Source organism: Frondihabitans sp. VKM Ac-2883, assembly GCF_015350875.1.
In the GTDB taxonomy this organism is placed as follows: domain Bacteria; phylum Actinomycetota; class Actinomycetes; order Actinomycetales; family Microbacteriaceae; genus Frondihabitans.
Genome location: NZ_JADKSF010000007.1, coordinates 159,216 through 178,042 on the forward strand (window position 1 = coordinate 159,216; position 18,827 = coordinate 178,042).

Here is an 18,827-nt window from a genome sequence, read left to right on the forward strand (position 1 = left end):
CCGTCGTTCCCTTATAGTTCTATAACTATGACTACCACCGCCACGATCGCGCAGCCCACGGGCCACAGGGGATTGACCCCGGGTCTCCTCGTCGTCCTCGCCCTCCTCTCCGCCCTCGCCCCGTTCGGCACCGACCTCTACCTCTCGGCGTTCCCGGTGATGACCCGTGAACTCGACACGAGCGCTACGGCCGTGCAGCTCTCGCTGACCGCGTTCCTGATCGGCATCGCGATCGGCCAGCTCGTCTTCGGCCCCCTCTCCGACCGCTTCGGACGACTCCGTCCCCTCCTCATCGGCGCCGTGATCTGCATCGCCGCCAGCGCGGTCGCAGCTCTCGCCCCAACCATCGGGATCCTCATCGCCGCACGACTCGTGCAGGGCCTGACCGGTGCAGCCGGCATGGTGATCGGACGCGCGATCATCTCCGACCTCGCCGTCGGCAAGGCCGCCGCGAAGGCGTTCAGCCTCATGATGATCGTCGGCGGAGTCGCCCCGGTCGTCGCACCGCTCGTCGGGAGCCTGCTGGTGTCGAGCATCGGGTGGCGCGGGATCCTCTGGGTCGTCTTCGGGATCGTGGCCGTCAGCGCGATCGCGGTCGCGGCGGTGGTGCGGGAGTCGCACACGCCCGAGCGGAGAGCGGCCGCAGTGTCGGCGGCGGCGGCCGGATCCTCGGGTCTTCGCGATCTCCGCTCGCGCGTCTTCGTCGGCAACACGCTGGCGTTCGCCTTCGCGTTCGCCGTCATGATGGCCTACATCTCGGCCTCGCCGTTCGTCTACCAGACCATGATCGGACTGTCGGCACCCCAGTACGGCCTCCTGTTCGGGCTCAACGCGGTCGGGCTCGTCGCAATGAGCGCGATCTCGGCCAAGCTCGCCGCGACCCGGCCCGAGCGGTCGCTGGTCGGGGTGGGTCTCGCGCTGATCCTGGTGGCGACACTCGCCATTCTCGCGCTGGTGTTGCTCGGCGCCCCCACGGCATGGCTGCCCGTGCCGCTCTTCGTCGCGGTCACGAGCCTCGGCCTCGTGCTCGGAAACGCCACAGCCCTTGCCCTCTCCGCCGTGCCGCGAGCAGCCGGAACCGGCTCAGCCGTGCTCGGCGCGCTCCAGTTCGCCCTCGCGGCGCTCGTCTCACCGCTCGTCGGGCTCGGCGGCGAGCACACCGCGCTGCCGCTGGCCGTCGTGATGGTGGCCGCTGCCGTGATCGCGGTCGCCTCTTTCGCCCTGGCAGCTCGGCGGCGCTGAGACCTCAGAATCGACGGGTTTTCGCCCCGGCGGGACGTCGAATTCGAGGTCTCGCCGGGCGGCAACGATTGCCCTGGGCGAAGGGGGCGTGGTGAACTGGAGGCGCGTGCGAAGCAGGGCGCCCACCGAACCTCTTCGCCGATCGGGGCCCGATGACTCATCGCACCGCACGACCGCACCTCACGCGCCGCTCGCGCCACCCGCACCGCAGACGCTCCCTCGCAGTCGCCGCGATCGCCGCGGGGCTGGCCCTTCTCGCCAGCGCCTGCACAGCGGGCCAGCCGAGCCCCGAGCCCACCCCGGAACGCAGCACGAAGGCCCCCGTGACGATCCAGAACGAACCCACGTCGATGATCTTCGAGGGCGGCCTCTACCGCGAAAAGGACAGCCTTGCGGCTCGCGCGGCGAAGAGCCTTCGCGACAAGGGCAACGATCGTGCCGCAGCAGCCGCCGACGAGATCGCGCAGACGCCGGTCGCGATGTGGCTCGGCGACCAGTACAGCGTCGAGAAGGTGAAGAAGGTCGTGAGCGCGAACGTGAAAGCGGCCGAGGCCGAGGGCACCACCCCGGTGTTCGTGCTCTACGCGATCCCGAACCGCGACTGCGGCGACTACTCGGCCGGCGGCTGGAGCGCCGAGGAGTACCCGATCTGGACGCAGGCGATCGCCGACACCCTCGAGGGCCACCGCGCGGCCGTGCTCATCGAGCCCGACTCGCTCGCGATGCTGAGCAACTGCCCCGATGAGACCGACCGGCGACTCCCCCTCATCAAGAAGACCGTCGAGCAGTTGAAGGCCGCGAAGATCCCGGCCTACCTCGACGCCGGCAACTCGAACTGGGTCCAGCCCGACGTGATCGCCGATCGGCTTGACAAGGCCGGCATCGAAGACGCCCGCGGCTTCTTCACCAACGTCGCCAGCTTCTACGGGGTCGACGACGAACGGGCCTTCGCCGAGAAGGTGTCGGCACTGACCGGCGACTCGCACTACGTCATCGACGTCTCCCGCAACGGTCAGGGCTGGAAGGGCACCTGGTGCAACCCCGACGGCGCTGGGCTCGGCCAGCAGCCGCACGCCACCGACGGCACCACCGGGCTCGACGCACTGCTCTGGGTCAAGACCCCCGGCATCAGCGACGGCAACTGCAACGGCGGGCCCGACGCCGGCGTGTGGTTCGCGTCGTACGCCGAGCGTCTCGTCCGCAACGCGGCCGGGAGCTGAGCGCCCCCGACCGAAGCCGGAGCGGCGAACCGCAGGATCCTGCGCTCCGTTCTCCGGTCGGCGTTCGACCGCACCGAAAGGTGCTCGCGCCGCTGCCGCTCGGTGCCCTAGTGTGACCGGCGGGGGACGCGCTGGCGCTCCCCCTGCTTGCACGAGGGGACGATCATGGGTCGAACGACGACAATCCGCACACGGATGCGGGGCCGGCTTCTCGGCGCCGCCGCCGTCGCCTGCGCGCTGGCCCTGGCGGGCACCGCGCTCGCCACTCCGGCGCATGCCGCCGCGGGTGCGCCCGTTGCCGAGGGCTCCGACTGGACGGTCACCAAGACGGCGGGTGGCTACGAGGTCAAGCTCGACGTCGACTCGCCGGTGCCCCTGCGCGGTGCCGCCCCCGTGCTGAAGGTCGACGGTCAGACGGTCGGAATTGCGGCCGAGAGCCTCGACCGGCGTCAGCTGACCGTGACTACCACCGATCCCGCCGCCGCGAGCGCGCAATCGGTCGATCTCGGCTGGTCGAGCGACTCCGACGCGTCTTCTACCGGTGCCGCGGCTGCCGACGCGACCCCCCTCGTCACCCCCGACAACAAGCCGACACCGCTCTCGACCGACCCGGCGGCCACCGGGCAGTACACCGTCGCCCGCGCCGACTACAACCTCGGCGACGAGGCCGTCACCCTCCGCGGATTCGGCGGTCGCAAGGGCGAGATGCGCGCGGCGGTCTTCGTGCCGACGGATGGCCCCGGCAAACGCCCGGTCGTCGTCTTCCTGCACGGTCGCCACGAAGCCTGCGTCGGGGGTCTCCCCAGCGAGCAGGCGTGGCCGTGCACACGCCACCAGACCGAGATTCCGAGCTACCTCGGCTACAACTCGGCGGCCAACGCGCTGGCGAGCAACGGCTACGTGGTCGTCTCGATCTCGGCGAATGCCATCAATGCCCTCGACGGCTCGCTCGCCGACGACGGCGGAGCGGTGGCCCGAGGCCAGCTCGTGCTCGACCACCTCGACCTCCTCAAGCGCGCCGACGCCGGCACGGCCCCCGGCCTGTCGCCCCTGCTCGCCGGAAAGCTCGACCTGAACGACGTCGGCCTCATGGGGCACTCGCGCGGCGGCGACGGCGTCGTCCGCGCTGCGCTGCTCAACCAGCAGCGCGCCACCCCGTTCGGGATCAAGGCCGTCCTCCCCCTCGCCCCGACCGACTTCGGGCGTATGACCCTTCCCGCAACGAACATGGCCGTGGTGCTCCCCTACTGCGACGGCGACGTCTCCGATCTGCAGGGGCAGCACTTCTACGACGACTCCCGGACGGCCTTCGGCGACGACGTGCTGCGCTCCTCCGTGCTGGTCATGGGCGCCGACCACAACTTCTTCAACTCGATCTGGACGCCCAGCAAGTACAAGCTGGCGTCGTCCGACGACTGGTACGACGACGAAGACGCGGTCTGCGGGGCGAAGTCGGCGACGACCACGCGCCTGTCGGCGGATCGCCAGTCGGCGGTCGGCACCACCCTGATCAGCGGATTCTTCCGCCTCACCCTCGGCGGCGACCAGCGGTTCCTGCCGATGTTCGACGGAAGCAACCGCCAGCCGGCGAGCATAAGCGACGCCGACCTGCGAGTGTCGGCCTCGCTCCCGGGTGCCACCCGGCGGGATCTCGCCCTCTTCACCACGAAGGATCCTTCGGTGACGACTTCTGGTGACATCACCGCCGTCACCTGCGCGAGCGCGATGGGCTACGGCGCAGCGCCGGCCCTGCCCGCCTGCGTCGACGGCTACGTGACGACGGTGCCCGACTTCACCGAGGCCTACCTGGCACCGTCGGTGCCGTCGACCCCGTCGCTGCACGTCGTTTCGAAGGCGAAGAAGACCGGCGGTGAGGTGCACGTGCCCGTCGCCGCGGCCGCTCGCGACTTCTCGGGCTTCTCGACACTCTCGCTGCGACTCACTCCCGACGATAAGGCGACCAAGGCCGCCGACGTCTCGATCAGCCTGCACGACGCCGCCGGAAAGGTGTCGACCAGGCGCCTCTCCGACTTCAGCGACGCCGGCCAGGTGCTGCCGGGGAGCTCCGGTGCACCGCGCAAGACCCTGCTGCAGCAGGCGCGAATCCCCCTCTCGGCCTTCGCGATCGCTGGTACGGGCGCCGGCGCGGGTGCCGTCGATCTCACCGCCGTGACCGAGGTCACCATCGACGTGCCCGCCAAGAACGGCGGGATCCTTCTCAGTGACCTGTCGCTGCTGCCCACCCCGACCCTCGGCACTCCGGGCGGTGCGACGCGAGTCGCAGCCAGCCTGGCGAACCGCACCATCGATGAGGGCAACGGGCGCGCCAGCGCCAAAGCCGCGATCGTCCTGTCGAAGCCGGCTGTCTCGACCGGGGCCGTCTACTTCGACCTCGACTACGCCTACGACGACCGGGTCGGCGCGGTGATGCAGAAGGTCACGTTCCAGCCCGGGCAGACCTGCAAGGCCGTCAGCATTCCTCTGCTGGGTGACAAGAAGGCATCCAATCAGCCCCTTACCGGCTACGGCATGACCCTCAGCAACACGCAGGGGGGCGTGATCATCGGCGACTCGATCGGCCAGCTGACCGTCCGCGAAGACGACGGGGTGATCACCGACAAGGGTCGCCCCGTCGCGTCGGCCCCGGCCGTCGGCAAAGCCGGCGACCCCTGCGCGGAGGCCCAGGCCCCGGCGACGACGATCAGCGCGAGCCCGGCGACGGTCACGCCCGGTAAAGCGGTGGCACTCAGCGCAGCCGGGTTCCGGGTGGGTGAGCGAGTGAAGGCGACGATCGACGGACGCGTCGTCCTGCAGACGATCACGGCCGGCTCGAAGGGCACGATTCGCTTTCCGGTGACGAAGACGGCCAGTCTTAAGGCGGGCAAGCACCTGCTGACGGCGACCGGATACGGGTCGGCGCATCGGGCGGCGGGGTCGTTCACCGTGGCGGCGAAGAAGTAGGCGGGGCCGGGGCGGCACTCCGACCTAGAGCGGCGGCCGCTCCCGCTCCTGCGCCACGACGGCCTCGCGGTCGGCGAGCCCCCGCAGCCCGGCCAACGGCTGAGCCATGCGATGGTTCATTGACAACCGCGCTTGGTTCCGATCGAGGAAGGCCCAGTACCCGGCCGTGAACGGGCACGCATCGTCGCCCAGCCGCTTCTTCGGCGAGAACCGACAGCCGCCGCAGTAGTCCGTCATCCGGTTGATGTACGCGCCACCCGAGGCATACGGCTTCGTCGCGACGATGCCGCCGTCGGCGTGCTGCGACATGCCCACGACGTTGGCCGGCATCACCCAGGGCGTGCCGTCGACGAACATGTCGACGAACCAGTCGTTGAGCGCCTTCGGGTCGTAGCCGCGCTGCAGGGCCCAGTTGCCGAGCACCATGAGTCGCTGGATGTGATGCGCCCAGCCGTGCTCCCGCACCCCGTCGATGGCGTGGTGCAGGCAGTTCGCCTCGATCGCGTCCGGGGTGAGCGTGGTGAACGCCTCCGGCAGCGGCTCGTGCGCCTCGAGTGCGTTGTTGCCGGCGGTGTAGCCCTCGCCGAGATACCAGTAGAGGTGCCACACGTAGTCGCGCCAGCCGGCGACCTGCCGCACGAACCCCTCGACGCTCGCGAGCGGGGCATTGCCGTTCGCGTGCTCGGCTGCGACCCGCTCGACGACGGCTCGCGGATCAAGCAGCCCCAGGTTGAGCGGCGCACTCAGCAGCGAGTGCGCCATCGTCCAGTCGCCGGTCAACGTGGCGTCTTCGAACGGCCCGAAGTCGCCGAGCCGCGACTCGACGAAGTCATCGAGCGCGAGGGTCGCCTCCGCCTCGGTGACCGCGAACCGGCGCGGCCCGTCGGCACCGACCAGCGTCACGCTCCCCTCGGCCTGCCAGCGGTCGAGGTCGCTTCGCACCTCGTCGTCGATGCCGTCTTCGGTCGGCCACCACGGATCGGGCAGACCCAGCGTGACGGCATTCTTCGGCGGAGCGGCCCGGTTGTCGTGGTCGTAGTTCCACTGCCCGCCGACGGGCTGGTCGCCTTCCATCAGCAGCCCGGTGCGCTCCCGCACGGTCCGATAGAAATCTTCCAACAGGATCCTGGTGCCCGGCTTGCGTGCATCCGCCCACTCTCGGAAGACGCTTTCGTCGGTGACGAAGCCGCGGGAGACCAGGATCCTGCACCCCACGTTCCGCACGAAGCGCCTCGCCGCGTACGAGGTCGGGTCGATCACCTCGAGGTCGGCGTTGTCGAAGCCCGCCTCGGTGCGCGCGGCCAACGCCTCGTCGTAGCTGTCGACGCGGTGGTACTCGCAGCGATCGCCGAGCTCGCGGGCGCGGTGCCGCATCGCGGAGAGCAGCAGGTGCGCCTTGGCCCGGTGGATCGGACGGCCCGAGATCAGCGACTTCGCTTCGATCAGAAGGATCCGGCCGCCGTCGTCGAACAGCGAGCCGAGTTGGCCTGTGAAGAGCCAGCGGGTGGGGGCCTCCGGAGGCGCGTCGTGCTCGGGCATGCGGTGGACAGTACCCGCCCACTGTCGTCTCGTACCGGCTCTAGGCTTGGCGGGTGATCGTCGCCGCTATCGTCCTCTTCGTCGCCGCCCTCCTGATCGTCGGCGTAACCGTTGCCGCGACCGGCGGGCTGCTGCCGATCAACAGCATCGCCGGCATCCGCTACCGCTACTTCATGGCCTCCGAGAGCGCCTGGCAGGCCGGGCACCACGCCGCGCTGCTGCCGGTGACGATCGGCGGCGTCATCATGGCCGCGGGCGGCGTCGTGCTGTTGCTGCGGCCCGCGACGCCCGAGCTCTTCGTCGTCGCGGTGATCGTGCTCTTCCTGGTGTTCGCGGCATGGGGTGTGATCCGCGGCAACCGTGCGGCGCTCGACACGGTCGCTGCCGAGTACGTCGACGAGGTGTGAGACCTCGAATTCGACGGGTTTCAGGTAGCCGCGGACGTCGATTCTGAGGTTTCGCGTGGCTTGACAAGGAGCACTAGTCACGCGAGAGTAGTCGCGTGTCTTCCATCCGCCTGTTCATCCTCGACGCGTTCGCGCGCTACGGAGAGATGCACGGGCACCAGCTCCGCCTGCAGGCCGAGCAGGAGCGCATCGCGCTGTGGACCGACATCAGCGTCGGGGCACTCTACGGCGCCCTCAAGCGGCTGGCGGCCGACGGGCTGCTGACCGAGGTGCGGACCGAGCGCGAAGGCAACTTCCCCGAGCGCCAGGTCTACGCCATCACCGACCGGGGCCGTGACGTCCTCGCCACGTTGCACCGGTCGACCCTTCTCGAGGTCTCGCCGAAGCCCGACCCGTTCGACCTGGCACTCGCCCGGCTCGACCGTGAGCGCCTCGACGAACTGCCGCGTACGATCCAGGAGCGCGTCGACGCGTACGAGCGCCTGCTCGACGAGACCGTCGCGAACAACGAGCGGGCCCGGCAGTGGCTCACGGTCGGCGAGGAGTTCGTGATCGCCCACGGTGAGCACCGGCTCCGCTCGGAGATCGACTGGCTCCACAAACTGCAGAAGCATCTTCCGGCAATCGTCGACGACGAACGCGCGCGGGTCGAGCCCGACCGCGCCACCGCATAACCCCTCCCCACACCCCGCAACCCCCGCACCAGTACCGGCCGCTCAGACCCCTACCGGACCGCGGCACGAAAGGCCCGATCATGACCACCGCGACCGCAGCGGCTTCGAAGCCCAGCGCACCGCCCATTTCGAAGACGGCGTGGCGATCCCTCGTCGTCCTCCTCATGGGCATGTTCATCGCCCTGCTCGATACGACCATCGTCAACGTCGCGCTCCCCACCATTCGCACCTCGCTCGACGCCTCGGAGTCGACGATCTCGTGGATCATCTCGGGCTACGCGCTCGCGTTCGGTCTCGCGCTGATCCCGGCCGGCCGCATCGGCGACCGGATCGGCCACAAGTGGGTGTTCTTCACCGGCATCGCTCTCTTCACCGTCGCGTCGTTCGCCTGTGGAATCGCGCAGACCGATGAGCAGCTCGTCGTCTTCCGCGTGATCCAAGGGCTCGCCGGCGGCATCTACGTTCCCGCCGTGACCGCGTTCATCCAGATCCTGTTTCCGCCGCAGTCTCGCGGTAAAGCCTTCGCGATCATGGGCAGCGTCATCGGCGTCTCTTCGGCGCTCGGCCCGATCGTCGGAGGTCTGCTGATCCAGGCGTTCGGCGACACCGATGGCTGGCGGACTGTCTTCTACGTCAACCTGCCCATCGGCGCAGCGACCCTGATCTTCGCGGCCATCTGGCTGCCGAAGCGCGACAAGAGCGCCCCGCGCCCTCCGGCCGGTCTCGACTGGTTCGGCGTGATCCTCGTCTCGGCCGCCCTCGTCGCCCTCCTCGTGCCGCTCATCCAGGGCCAGGACGCCGGCTGGCCGCTCTGGACCTACCTCACCCTCGCCGGCGGCGTCGTACTCCTCGCTCTATTCGGCCTCTGGGAGGTCCGGGTCGCCCGCCGCGACGGCTCGCCTCTCGTGCCGCCGTCGCTGTTCAAGCACCCCCAGTTCACCGGCGGGCTGATCCTCGCGCTGGTCTACTTCGCGGCCTTCACTAGCATCTTCTTCACGATCTCGCTGCTCTGGCAGACCGGCCTCCAGCACTCGGCGCTCGCGTCCGGCGCCGTTACGATCCCCTTCGCGGTCGGGTCGATCCTCGGATCCTCGCAGAGCAACCGTCTCTCGCAGCGCCTCGGTCGCACCGTCCTCATCGTAGGAACGGCCCTCGTCGCGATCGGCCTCATCTGGATCTGGCTTCTGCTGCTGAACGTCACCGGCACCGACCTCTCGCACTGGATGCTCCTCGCGCCGCTCGCCATCGCCGGTATCGGCAACGGGCTGTTCATCGCCCCGAACGCCCAGTTCATCGTCGCGACGGTGGACCGCAAAGACGCAGGATCCGGCTCGGCCGTGATCGCGGCCATCCAACGCATCGGCTCCGCCGTCGGCATCGCCATCATCGGCTCGGTGTTGTTCGGTGGCATCGTCACCCCGAAGCCGGGGCCCAACGCCGGTGCCGAGTTCGCAGCCGGGTTCACCACCGCGTCGGCGCACGCGATGATGGTCAGCGCGATCTTCGCCGTGGCTGCGTTCGTGCTGGTGTTCGCGCTGCCGAAGCGCGTCGGATTGGGCGGAGCTCCGGCCGGCGGGAAGCCCGGGGCCGGTGCTGGTGCTGGTACTGGCGACAAGCCGGGTGCCGACGCGGCTGGCAACGCCGGCAGCGCTGGCGAGGCTGGCCGTGCTGACGCGCGCGGCAGTGCTAGCGCGCACGGCGCCCACGCGGCCGATCCCGAGCACCCGGCCGAGCCCGTCCACGCCGGGCATGGGGCCCATGCCGCGGCGCCCGCGACGACGCACGGCTCGCATGCGGCCGACGTCGAGCCCGACGCCGAGCCGAAGGCCTAACCCGCCCGGCGAAAGTGCACAAAACGGCCCCCGAGTCTTGCTCGGGGGCCGTTTTCTGCACTCTCGTGCGCTGGGGCGAGACGTCGGGCCGTCAGCCTGCGATCGAGGTCAGCCAGGCCACGAAATAGGCAAGCACGGCCGAATTCGCCTGTCGACGGACCTAGCCGGCGATGCGCACGAAGTGGTGCGCTTGATCCCAGATGGGACGGACGGTCACGAAGCCACCGGGCTTCGGCGCGTCGAGGATCATTCCATTGCCCGCGTAAATACCGTCGTGCTCTTCGTTGTCGAAGACGACCAGATCGCCGGGAACGGCCTCGCTCTGCGAGATCGTCGTGCCCATGGCGTCTTGCGTGGGCACGTAGTGCGGCAGATCGATGCCGAACTGCGCGTAGACGAACATGATGAGGCCGGAGCAGTCGAAGGCGGAGGGGTCGCCGCCGCCGTGCACGTAGGGAGTGCCGAGGTACTGCAGGGCGACCTGGAAGACCTCGGCGCGATCGAGGTGATCGTAGAGCGGCTTGGCCAGGTACTCGGCGGCGGAGGGCCCGGTGTAGTCGGTGACCCCCAGGGCTTCGCGGGCCGAGATCGCGGTCTTCTCGTAGTCGACGACCGAGGTGGCGCCGTAGCCGTCGCGGGCTCCGACGGTGGTGGTCACGCTGCTCGAGACGGCGTACTGCTGGCTACCCGACGCAACCGATGCGGCGCCCGTACCCGTGCCCGCGGCGAATGCCTGGCTCTGCGTGGCGTCGAGCGCCGGGATGATGCTGGTCGCGACGATGCCGCAGACGATCGTGAGCAGACCGACGCGTCGAGCGGTCGTGGCGACACTGCCGCGACGGGTGCGAGCGACTGCGGCCGGGCGCACCGCAGCGGTCTGCGGGGCGGTGCGGCGGCGGGGAGCGGCAGGAGCGGAGACGAACGTCTGCCGACGCCCGTGCACGTGCCCGGGGATGCTCGCCGCGAGCCCGCCGAACGAACCGGTGGTCGACGAGGTCGGGGCAGAAAGCGCAGGATCCGACACGGCCGGCGACTCGACGACGGGTGCCTCGGTCGCAACCCGGGTGGCCATGGGCGCAACAACGGGCGAGGTGGGCGCAGCCGCGGGGGCGCCCGACGAGGCAGCACCGGAGGCGAGCTCGGCCGCAGCGGCGGCCTCGCGGGCCGCTCGCGCGGCGCGGCGCGGGCTGATGACCGTGTCGAGCACCGGGGCGGATACGCCGGTGAGCTCGGAAGCGCCTGCAACTCGGGGAAGGTCGCGGCTCTGGGAGACGACAGGAGCCGCTCGACGACCGGAGCGGCGGGTTAGCGGCTCAACGGAGGCGAGGTCTGTCGTTGTCATCGGCATCCACCCTAGGGGGGATTTTGGGGCCGGATCAACCTCCATTCCTAGGGTCGTGGTCTTCTCGCGATATCCGGTTCAACTAGGGGTTGAGGGTCGCGCTCAGAAACTTCACGGTCGCCTCGTAGGCTTCGCGGGCCTCGGGCAGGTGCGCGTGGAACTGGTACTGGTGCGGCAGACCGGGTCGGCGCCCGTCCTGCCAGAGGAGCCGAGCGACCGGCACTCCCAGCTCGTCGAGGCGATCGGCGAACGGGATCGACTGCATCCTGGTGAGGGGATCCGCGTCGCCGCCCGACACGAACGAGGGCGGAAAGGCGGAGGTGAGAGCGGGGAGCGTCGAGAGGCCCGCCGCGCGCGGCGAGCGCGTCCAGCGACGGGTGCCGGTGTAGGCCCACAGTGCCTTGTGGAACCCCCATGCCATGATGCCCCGCAGTTCGGCCACGGCCTCGAGGTCGTAGATGCCGCAGTGCAGGATCGTCGCTGCGAGCTGCTCGGGGCGGAGGCTCGGTTCGAAGCCCATCCGCGCGGCGTAGGCGGGGTTCGTCGCGGCGGCGGCGAGCTGGCTGGCCAGCTGCGCACCGGCCGAGTCACCGGCGAGCACGATCCGGTCGGGATCGACGCCGAGCTCGGCGGCGTTCGAGAGGAGGTGCCGGAGGGCGTCGTCGATCTGGCGGAGCGGCGTGGGGTAGTGAGCGTCGGGGCCGACCGTGTAGTCGACCGCCACCGTCGTGTAGCCCTCGAAGGCCAGGTCGCGGACGTAGGGGCGAACGTCGGCCCGCGACCCCGAGACCCAGGCGCCGCCGTGGATCCACACGATGGTCGGGCGGGGGCGCACCTCGCCGAGAGGGCGGTAGAGGTCGTACCGGAGGTCGTCTCGGATCCTGCCGTAACGAATACCAGGCCGCTCTGTCACCGGGCCCGCGGTCGAGTACTGCTCCATCTCACGCACGCACGATCGGGTGCCGCGGTCGAAGAGCCACCGGATCGCGGCCACCACCGGGCGGGGCGTGATCAGTTCACTCGTGACGACGGCGCTTGCGGCGAGGGCGGCCAGGCCGAGGAGGGCGGTGGGGGTGCGCATCGCTCCAGTCTGACCCGTCTACACCCCTCCCTTGGGGGCTTGGCACGGACGGTGAGAATTTTTACCCTTGGACTATCCGGCCTCTGAAGTTCAGACCGGAGAAACACCGGGAGTAGATGTGATCACCACCCAGAGCGCAGCCGAGGCTCCCGACGAGACGAGCGTGCACCACCTGTTGGGCGCGTTCCAGCGCTTTCAGGGTCAGAACGAGCGCATGACCTCGCAGCTGATCCTCGAGCACGGGGTCGGCGCCGTCGAGCTTCGAGCCCTGCTGACTCTGCGCGTTCACGGCGAGATGACTCTGACCCGGCTCGGGCAGCTCCTCTGCCAGATCCCCAGCACGATCACGTTCCTCGCCGACCGCCTTGAGAAGGCCGGCTACCTCGCGCGACGACCGAACCCCGCTGATCGGCGCAGCCTGCTGGTCTCCCTGACGGCGGACGGCGGAGAAGTCGTCGACGACATCTGGGAGCGCTACCGCGTGCTGTTCAGCACCGTTGTCGATCGCGATGACGTCGGCCGCCTGACGCGGGTGTTCGACGACCTGAGCGCAGCCATACCGGTCGAGGCGACGCGATGACCGTCCTGCCGACCGGGGCGGCCCCCGCACACAGAGAGTCGACCGCCCTTCCCCGCGTCGCGCCCCGCCAGCCCCGCGTCCGCCTCGACGCCTTCCCCCGCAAAGCCTCGAACCGCTGGTTGCTGCGACTCGCGCTGGCCGCGCCCTTCGTCGTCATCGCGCTGATCGAGCATTTCTCCAGCGGACTCACCTCGGGCACGACCGTCAACCAGGATCTCCTGGCCCGGGTCGAGCAGATCGACTGGACCCGCGCCGATGTGTCGTGGGTCGGCAGCCTCTACCCGCCGATCGGCACGGTATTGGCCTCGCTCATCCCCGGCGGAACGCTCGGTCTCGGTATCGCCGGCGCCGTCGTGGCAGGGCCGTTCCTGCAACAGATGATCGAGGTGATGCACCAGCGCCGGTTCCCTCGGATCAAGGCGACCGCGTTCTTCATCGCCCTCGCAGTCAATCCCCTCTTCGCCTACACGGTCACCACGAACTTCGAGGCTTTCCTCGGCATCGCGTTCTTCGGGGTGGGCGCGATCAACATGTTCCGCTTCATCGTGAACCGCAACACCCAGGCGGGCTTCCGGGCCGGGCTGCTCTTCATGGTGAGCGCCCTGAGCAGCACCAGCGGCCTCGTCTACATCGCGGTCGCCGGCGTCACCGCGCCCCTGCTGACGCTCGCGCGGCGAGGTCAGCGCGGAGCGCGCGCCTCCAACATCCTCGTGATTCTCTTCCCCACCCTGTCGACCTTCGTGACGGTGTTCTTCCTCCAGCTGGTGTTCCTCCACCGCCCCTTCGCCGTGCTGACGACCCAGTTCACCTACGACCCGACTCGCTGGGCGCTCTTCCCGCAACTCGTCACAACCCTGAACGGCTTTCTGATCCTCGCTCCGATGCTGTCCGGCTGGGCCCTGGCGCTGCTCGTCCGACGGCCCGGCGCGATCCTCATCTCGACGTTCCTCTTCGTCGCGCTGATCTTCGGCTACGTGTTCGACCTCATCCCGCTGAACGCGGCCGGCAACACGTTCCTGATCATGACCATGATGGGCATCGCGATCCTGCCCGCCGCCACCACGAGGCGGGCGACCACCCTGATCACCATCGTCGCGGGGGCCCAGATCATCATCGCCTGGGCGGCCGCCTACAACCGTCCGGTCGTGCTCGACTGGATGGGCTCCCTCACGCACGCGCTCGGATGGAACTGACATGGACGCCACGACGACCTCGACCCCTCTGGTCTCCGAGCCGGGCGCCGGTCGGCACCGCGCCGGCCGCCCCCTGTCGCTCGATCCCGCCTGGGCGCACTCGATCGACCTCGACCTGGTTCGACGAGGATCCGGGCAGCGCTACATCACCGAAGACTGGCTGCCCCTGCGCCGGCTTGCCGACGGCACCCTCCTGATCGCCTCCACCGAGAGGTTCAACGACGCCGCCCTCGCCGACGCCCTCAGCGAGGAGTTCGACGAGCCGGTCGTCTTCACGCGCGTGGGGCCGTGGGAGCTCAAGAGCATCGCCCTCAAAGTCTTCGGTGACAAAGTCGCCGATGACGCCGCGAACGCTCTGTTCCTCCGCAACCCCGAGCTCTCGGGCCGGATCGTGTTCTCGAGAAGCCAGAAGATCTCGGGCCTCGTCTTCGGCCTCGCGCTGGTCGTGCTGGCCCTGCTGTGGCCGCGCGAGACGGCCATCGGCGTGCTCGCGACGGTGAGCCTGGTGTTCCTCGCCGGAACCGCCTTCAAGTTCTTCGTGTCTCTGCAGGGCGCGCAGTTCGACGTCGTGGAGCGCATCACCGACACCGAGGTCGCCGAGCTCTCGGACGACGACCTGCCGGTCTACACGGTCTTGGTGCCCGTCTTCCACGAGGCGAACATCGTCGCGCAGCTGATCGACAACCTCGGCGGACTCGACTATCCGGTGCACAAGCTCGAGGTACTCATCCTGATCGAGGAGGAAGACCTCGAAACGCGCCAGGCCATCGAAAAGGCCGAGCCACCGGCGCACTTCCACATCGTCACCGTGCCGAAGGGGCACCCGCAGACGAAGCCCCGCGCGTGCAACGTCGGCCTCTTCCTCGCCTCGGGTAGCTACCTCGTCATCTACGACGCCGAAGACACCCCCGATCCCGATCAGCTCAAGAAGGCCCTGATCGCGTTCGACCGTGGCGGCGACGACACCGTGTGCGTGCAGGCGGCGCTCAACTACTTCAACGCCACCGAGAACGCCCTCACCCGCATGTTCACGCTCGAGTACTCGTACTGGTTCGACTACATGCTCGCGGGCCTCGACCGTTCGAACCTCCCGATCCCCCTCGGCGGCACGTCGAACCACTTCCGCACCGAGGCGCTCATCGAACTCGGCGGCTGGGATCCCTACAACGTGACCGAAGACGCCGACCTCGGCATTCGAGCCTCCGCCATCGGCTACCGCGTCGGCGTGATCAACTCCACGACGATGGAGGAGGCGAACACCTCCATTCCGAACTTCATCCGCCAGAGATCGAGGTGGATCAAGGGCTACATGCAGACCACGCTCGTGCACGCGAGGCGGCCCGTGGCCCTCATCCGCGAGGTCGGTATCGTCCGGTTCCTCGCCTTCGCCCTGCTGATCGGGGGCACACCGGCAACGTTCCTCGGAGTGATCCCGTTCTACCTGCTGACCGCGGCCTCGCTGGCGATCCCGAGCACGGTCATCTCGTCGGTGTTCCCGGTCTGGGTGCTCTGGATCTGCCTGTTCAACTTCCTCATCGGCAACGGGATCATGGTGTACCTGTCAATGATGGGGCCCTTCAAACGCGGAACGTTCAACCTGATCCTGTGGTCACTTTTGAACCCGATGTACTGGATCCTGCACTCGCTCGCCGCGTACAAGGGGCTTTGGCAGCTGCTGACCCGCCCGCACTACTGGGAGAAGACCGAGCACGGTCTGACGCAGCAGACGTCGTAGCGTTCGCCCTGGTGCGCACGCGGCGCGACAAGGATCCGCGTCAACGCCCTTGACGCTTCTTGAAGGGCTTGGGCTCGCCCTTGAGCACCTTGCCGCGTCCGACACCCTTCGATGCCTTCGCTTTGCCGCCTGCCGGCTTCGGCTCGGGCGGAGGCGGGGTCGACGGCTTGGCGAGCTCCTCGTAGGCGTCGGCGAGCGCCGCCTGACCGGCCCGCGTCAGTCGCGGTTCGGGGTCGGTGCGGTCGAAGAGCGTCTTGCCGTATTCGGCCTCGATCGCGGCGAGCGACGAGTTGAGTTTCTGGCGCGAGATGTCGAGCCGCTGAGCCGCTCGGGGAAAGTGCAGCTCCTCGGCCGCGACGACGAAATGGCGCAGCTGGCTGATCTTCACCTGCACAACTTACCGTCGGTGCGGCAGGATCGACGCATGGACGACCAGGCGGCATACGACCTCTGCGCCAATCTGCCGTCGGCGGAGCTGACGCACCCGTTCGGTTTCGAGACGGCGGTCTACAAGGTGCGCGGCAAGGTCTTCGCCCTGTCGCCGCTCGTCGGCGATCGGGGGTCGATCACGCTGAAGGTTGATCCGGAGGACGCCCTCGTGCTGGTGCGCGACCACGACGAGATCACGCCGGGCCACCACATGAACAAGCGGCACTGGATCACGGTCGAGCTCGACGGCGCCCTGCCCGACGACCTCGTGGCGGATCTGATCGCCGAGTCGTACCGGCTCGTGGTGCAGGCGTTGCCTCGGGTGCGGCGGCCGGTGGCGTGATGCGTCTGGGCCAGTCTTTGGCGCGGGCCTAGCTCAGGGGTCGGGGCACGGCCCGGTTTCGGGTGCCGGGGCCCGGGCCCGGGTTGGGGCGCCGAGGGCCGGGTGCCGGACGCCGGACGCCGAATGCCGGTTGCCGGTTGCCGGTTGCCGGTTGCCGGTTGCCGGGAAGGCACCTCTCGTTTTTCCTGATTGACCCTGGAGTCAATTGAGTGCGCGGTGGGGCACCACCTCGGTGACTCAATTGACCCTGAAGTCAATGATGCTTTTCGAAGGGCCGCCTCCCCTGAGCCCGGTCGCACCCGCCGGATCCTGAGGAAGCGACGCAGGCCGCAGGCCGCAGGCCGCGCCCAGCCCAGAGCTCTACGGAGTAGCGCTCTACGGAGTCGCGCTCGACGACGGGCTCGGCGACATACTCGGCACCGGAGCGTTGTCGCTCGCGTGAATCGTGCTGACGAAGATGACCACGACGACTGCGACGGTCGCGACGGCGCCGAGCACGATGAAGAGGAGTCGACGACGCATCGTGCGCTCCTCCTCGAGAAGGCGCTCTTCTTCGCGACGTTGCGCTGCTCGCTGTGCTTTCGATGCCACGCGTCGACGCTAGCGGATCGGAACCGGCCACGAGGGATCCTGAGCGCTGTAGCAGCGCGACCCCGGCTCGATCCGCGTCATTGCCCGGAACGGCGGTGAAACATCCCTGTCACACGATGTTGACAGAATCAACATCATGGCGATTATCCTCGGAGACAACCAGTACGGAAAAGCGGAGTCGCGCGTCGTGCGCATCGTCCGCGACACTGCTCGGCACGAGATCCACGACCTCAATGTCACGACGGCTCTGCGGGGTCCGTTCGCCGAGGCGTACCTGTCGGGCGACCAGTCGAACGTGCTGCCCACCGACACTCAGAAGAACACGGCGTACGCCTTCGCGAAGACGAAAGGCGTCGAGGCGATCGAGCAGTACGGTCTCGAACTCGCACGCCACTTCGTGAACGAGACCGACCCCGTCGAGGGCGCGCGCATCGAGATCGAGGAGTTCGCCTGGGAGCGAGCGCTCGTCGACGGCACCGAGCACGACCACACCTGGCTGCGCAAAGGGCAGGAAGTGCGGACCGCCGCGATCACGGTCGACGCCACGGGCGAGTACGTGATCGGCGGGCTGAAAGATCTGGTGCTGCTGAAGAGCACGGGTTCGGAGTTCGCCGGCTTCCTCTCGGACGAGTTCACCACCCTGCCCGAGACCCACGACCGCGTGATGGCGACCGCCCTTGATGCGAAGTGGCGCTTCACCTCGGTCGACGTCGACTGGAACGCCGTCTACCCCGAGATCAAGGCGCTCATGGTCAAAGAGTTCGCGACCCTGCAGTCGCTGGCCCTGCAGCAGACGCTCTGGCACATGGGCACGGCCGTGATGGAGGCCTTCCCCTTTATCGCCGAGGTGCGACTGAAGGCGCCGAACAAGCACCACTTCGACTACGACCTCGGTCGCTTCGGCATCGAGAACCGCGGCGAGGTCTTCTTCGCCTCCGATCGTGCCTACGGGCTGATCGAGGCGACCCTCCTGCGCGATGACGCTCCGCCGGCGAACGACGCCTGGCGCGCCTCCGCTGGTCTAGCGTGAACGCAGTGAACACACTTCAGGATCCGGGATACCTCGCTCAGGCCATCGCGCTCGCCCAGCAGAACGTCGCCGAGGGTGGCGGTCCGTTCGGCGCCGTCATCGTGCGTGGCGGCGAGGTGATCGCGACCGGCCAGAACCGGGTGACTCGCGACTTCGATCCGACCGCGCACGCCGAGGTCGTCGCGATCCGTGCCGCCTGTCAGGCCGTGGGCGACTTCTCGTTGGCGGGCGCCACGCTGTATACGTCGTGCGAGCCATGCCCGCTGTGCCTATCGGCCTCGCTCTGGGCCCGGCTCGACCGCGTCGTGTTCGCGGCCGACAGGTACGACGCCGCTCGCGGTGGGTTCGACGACCTCGCGTTCTACGAGTTGTTCGCCACTCCCCGGTCGGAGTGGGATCTGCCGATCGACTCGGTGCGCCCGGACGACGCGTCGGCTCCGTTCGACGACTGGCTGGCCAAAGAGGGCCGGACCGACTACTAGCTGTCAGCTCTAGCCCGCTTCGCTCCACTCGGGGCCAATTTGCGAGTGGTTTTTGCGTGCCGACGCGTTTCGGCAGTAACGGGTGTGACTCGCGGTGCGGATCGCTCTCAAATTCGCGGCTGCGTGCGGCGTCGCGCCCCGAGGTA

Annotated in this window: 17 protein-coding genes; 12 read left to right on the forward strand and 5 right to left on the reverse strand. The window is 68.8% G+C overall.

Annotated features, from left to right (window positions below; all coding sequences use genetic code 11):
• Positions 1-27: 27 nt before the first annotated feature.
• The 3 genes from ITJ49_RS13805 (at position 28) to ITJ49_RS13815 (ending at position 5,423) form a co-directional block, all read left to right on the forward strand.
• The gene (locus ITJ49_RS13805) at positions 28-1,242 is read left to right on the forward strand and encodes a multidrug effflux MFS transporter (protein ID WP_194606186.1); all 1,215 of its coding nucleotides are present in this window, start codon (positions 28-30) and stop codon (positions 1,240-1,242) included.
• Positions 1,243-1,394: 152 nt separating this feature from the next.
• Positions 1,395-2,462, forward strand: coding sequence for a glycoside hydrolase family 6 protein (locus ITJ49_RS13810; protein WP_194606187.1), 1,068 nt, complete (start codon positions 1,395-1,397; stop codon positions 2,460-2,462).
• A 165-nt stretch (positions 2,463-2,627) separates the two neighbouring features.
• Positions 2,628-5,423 carry a hypothetical protein gene (locus ITJ49_RS13815; protein ID WP_194606188.1) on the forward strand — a complete coding sequence of 932 codons (2,796 nt, stop codon included), beginning with the start codon at positions 2,628-2,630 and terminating at the stop codon, positions 5,421-5,423.
• Between the two features lie 24 nt (positions 5,424-5,447).
• On the opposite strand, the gene ITJ49_RS13820 is transcribed toward ITJ49_RS13815, so the two are convergent.
• Entirely contained in the window at positions 5,448-6,962 is a 1,515-nt protein-coding gene (locus tag ITJ49_RS13820) for a cryptochrome/photolyase family protein (RefSeq protein ID WP_194606189.1), read from the reverse strand.
• Between the two features lie 53 nt (positions 6,963-7,015).
• Here ITJ49_RS13820 and ITJ49_RS13825 point away from each other — a divergent pair, with 53 nt between their 5' ends.
• The 3 genes from ITJ49_RS13825 to ITJ49_RS13835 all read left to right on the forward strand — a co-directional run bounded on the left by ITJ49_RS13825 (position 7,016) and on the right by ITJ49_RS13835 (position 9,875).
• Positions 7,016-7,369 (forward strand): SdpI family protein, encoded by a 354-nt coding sequence (locus tag ITJ49_RS13825; RefSeq protein WP_194606190.1) that lies wholly within the window; start codon positions 7,016-7,018, stop codon positions 7,367-7,369.
• A 95-nt stretch (positions 7,370-7,464) separates the two neighbouring features.
• Positions 7,465-8,043 (forward strand): PadR family transcriptional regulator, encoded by a 579-nt coding sequence (locus ITJ49_RS13830; RefSeq protein WP_194606191.1) that lies wholly within the window; start codon positions 7,465-7,467, stop codon positions 8,041-8,043.
• An 80-nt stretch (positions 8,044-8,123) separates the two neighbouring features.
• Entirely contained in the window at positions 8,124-9,875 is a 1,752-nt protein-coding gene (locus ITJ49_RS13835; RefSeq protein WP_228514487.1) for an MFS transporter, read from the forward strand.
• 160 nt (positions 9,876-10,035) lie between these two features.
• Here the strand turns inward: ITJ49_RS13835 and ITJ49_RS13840 are convergent, their stop codons facing one another.
• Positions 10,036-11,217, reverse strand: a complete 1,182-nt coding sequence (locus tag ITJ49_RS13840) for a C40 family peptidase (RefSeq protein ID WP_194606192.1) — start codon at positions 11,215-11,217, stop codon at positions 10,036-10,038.
• 82 nt (positions 11,218-11,299) lie between these two features.
• On the reverse strand, positions 11,300-12,298 hold the full coding sequence (locus tag ITJ49_RS13845; RefSeq protein ID WP_194606193.1) for an alpha/beta hydrolase: 999 nt from the start codon (positions 12,296-12,298) through the stop codon (positions 11,300-11,302).
• Positions 12,299-12,416: 118 nt separating this feature from the next.
• On the opposite strand from ITJ49_RS13845, the gene ITJ49_RS13850 reads away from it, so the two are divergent.
• From ITJ49_RS13850 to ITJ49_RS13860, 3 genes are read left to right on the forward strand one after another with little or no spacing between them, the layout of a single operon-like run.
• Entirely contained in the window at positions 12,417-12,878 is a 462-nt protein-coding gene (locus ITJ49_RS13850) for a MarR family transcriptional regulator (protein WP_194606194.1), read from the forward strand.
• A complete protein-coding gene (locus ITJ49_RS13855) occupies positions 12,875-14,071 on the forward strand; it encodes a hypothetical protein (RefSeq protein ID WP_194606195.1) in 1,197 nt (398 codons plus the stop codon). The genes ITJ49_RS13850 and ITJ49_RS13855 overlap by 4 nt, the downstream gene beginning before the upstream one ends.
• A gap of 1 nt (position 14,072) precedes the next feature.
• Positions 14,073-15,806, forward strand: a complete 1,734-nt coding sequence (locus ITJ49_RS13860; RefSeq protein ID WP_194606196.1) for a glycosyltransferase — start codon at positions 14,073-14,075, stop codon at positions 15,804-15,806.
• 40 nt (positions 15,807-15,846) lie between these two features.
• On the opposite strand, the gene ITJ49_RS13865 is transcribed toward ITJ49_RS13860, so the two are convergent.
• Positions 15,847-16,194 (reverse strand): LysR family transcriptional regulator, encoded by a 348-nt coding sequence (locus tag ITJ49_RS13865; protein WP_194606197.1) that lies wholly within the window; start codon positions 16,192-16,194, stop codon positions 15,847-15,849.
• 36 nt (positions 16,195-16,230) lie between these two features.
• Here ITJ49_RS13865 and ITJ49_RS13870 point away from each other — a divergent pair, with 36 nt between their 5' ends.
• Positions 16,231-16,578, forward strand: a complete 348-nt coding sequence (locus ITJ49_RS13870) for an MmcQ/YjbR family DNA-binding protein (protein WP_194606198.1) — start codon at positions 16,231-16,233, stop codon at positions 16,576-16,578.
• A gap of 375 nt (positions 16,579-16,953) precedes the next feature.
• On the opposite strand, the gene ITJ49_RS13875 is transcribed toward ITJ49_RS13870, so the two are convergent.
• Positions 16,954-17,169, reverse strand: coding sequence for a hypothetical protein (locus ITJ49_RS13875; protein WP_194606199.1), 216 nt, complete (start codon positions 17,167-17,169; stop codon positions 16,954-16,956).
• 136 nt (positions 17,170-17,305) lie between these two features.
• On the opposite strand from ITJ49_RS13875, the gene pucL reads away from it, so the two are divergent.
• Together pucL and ITJ49_RS13885 are read left to right on the forward strand one after the other, a co-directional pair.
• Positions 17,306-18,199 (forward strand): factor-independent urate hydroxylase, encoded by an 894-nt coding sequence (pucL, locus tag ITJ49_RS13880; RefSeq protein ID WP_194606200.1) that lies wholly within the window; start codon positions 17,306-17,308, stop codon positions 18,197-18,199.
• Positions 18,196-18,681, forward strand: a complete 486-nt coding sequence (locus ITJ49_RS13885; protein ID WP_194606201.1) for a nucleoside deaminase — start codon at positions 18,196-18,198, stop codon at positions 18,679-18,681. Before pucL ends, ITJ49_RS13885 begins: the two co-directional genes overlap by 4 nt.
• Positions 18,682-18,827: the final 146 nt, after the last annotated feature.

Coding starts and splice junctions, on each gene's coding strand:
- ITJ49_RS13840 (WP_194606192.1), bottom strand. CDS start 11,217: ATGACAACGACAGACCTCGCCTCCGTTGAGCCGCTAACCCGCCGCTCC.
- ITJ49_RS13835 (WP_228514487.1), top strand. CDS start 8,124: ATGACCACCGCGACCGCAGCGGCTTCGAAGCCCAGCGCACCGCCCATT.
- ITJ49_RS13855 (WP_194606195.1), top strand. CDS start 12,875: ATGACCGTCCTGCCGACCGGGGCGGCCCCCGCACACAGAGAGTCGACC.
- ITJ49_RS13860 (WP_194606196.1), top strand. CDS start 14,073: ATGGACGCCACGACGACCTCGACCCCTCTGGTCTCCGAGCCGGGCGCC.
- ITJ49_RS13810 (WP_194606187.1), top strand. CDS start 1,395: ATGACTCATCGCACCGCACGACCGCACCTCACGCGCCGCTCGCGCCAC.
- ITJ49_RS13815 (WP_194606188.1), top strand. CDS start 2,628: ATGGGTCGAACGACGACAATCCGCACACGGATGCGGGGCCGGCTTCTC.
- ITJ49_RS13845 (WP_194606193.1), bottom strand. CDS start 12,298: ATGCGCACCCCCACCGCCCTCCTCGGCCTGGCCGCCCTCGCCGCAAGC.
- ITJ49_RS13820 (WP_194606189.1), bottom strand. CDS start 6,962: ATGCCCGAGCACGACGCGCCTCCGGAGGCCCCCACCCGCTGGCTCTTC.
- ITJ49_RS13805 (WP_194606186.1), top strand. CDS start 28: ATGACTACCACCGCCACGATCGCGCAGCCCACGGGCCACAGGGGATTG.
- pucL (WP_194606200.1), top strand. CDS start 17,306: ATGGCGATTATCCTCGGAGACAACCAGTACGGAAAAGCGGAGTCGCGC.
- ITJ49_RS13870 (WP_194606198.1), top strand. CDS start 16,231: ATGGACGACCAGGCGGCATACGACCTCTGCGCCAATCTGCCGTCGGCG.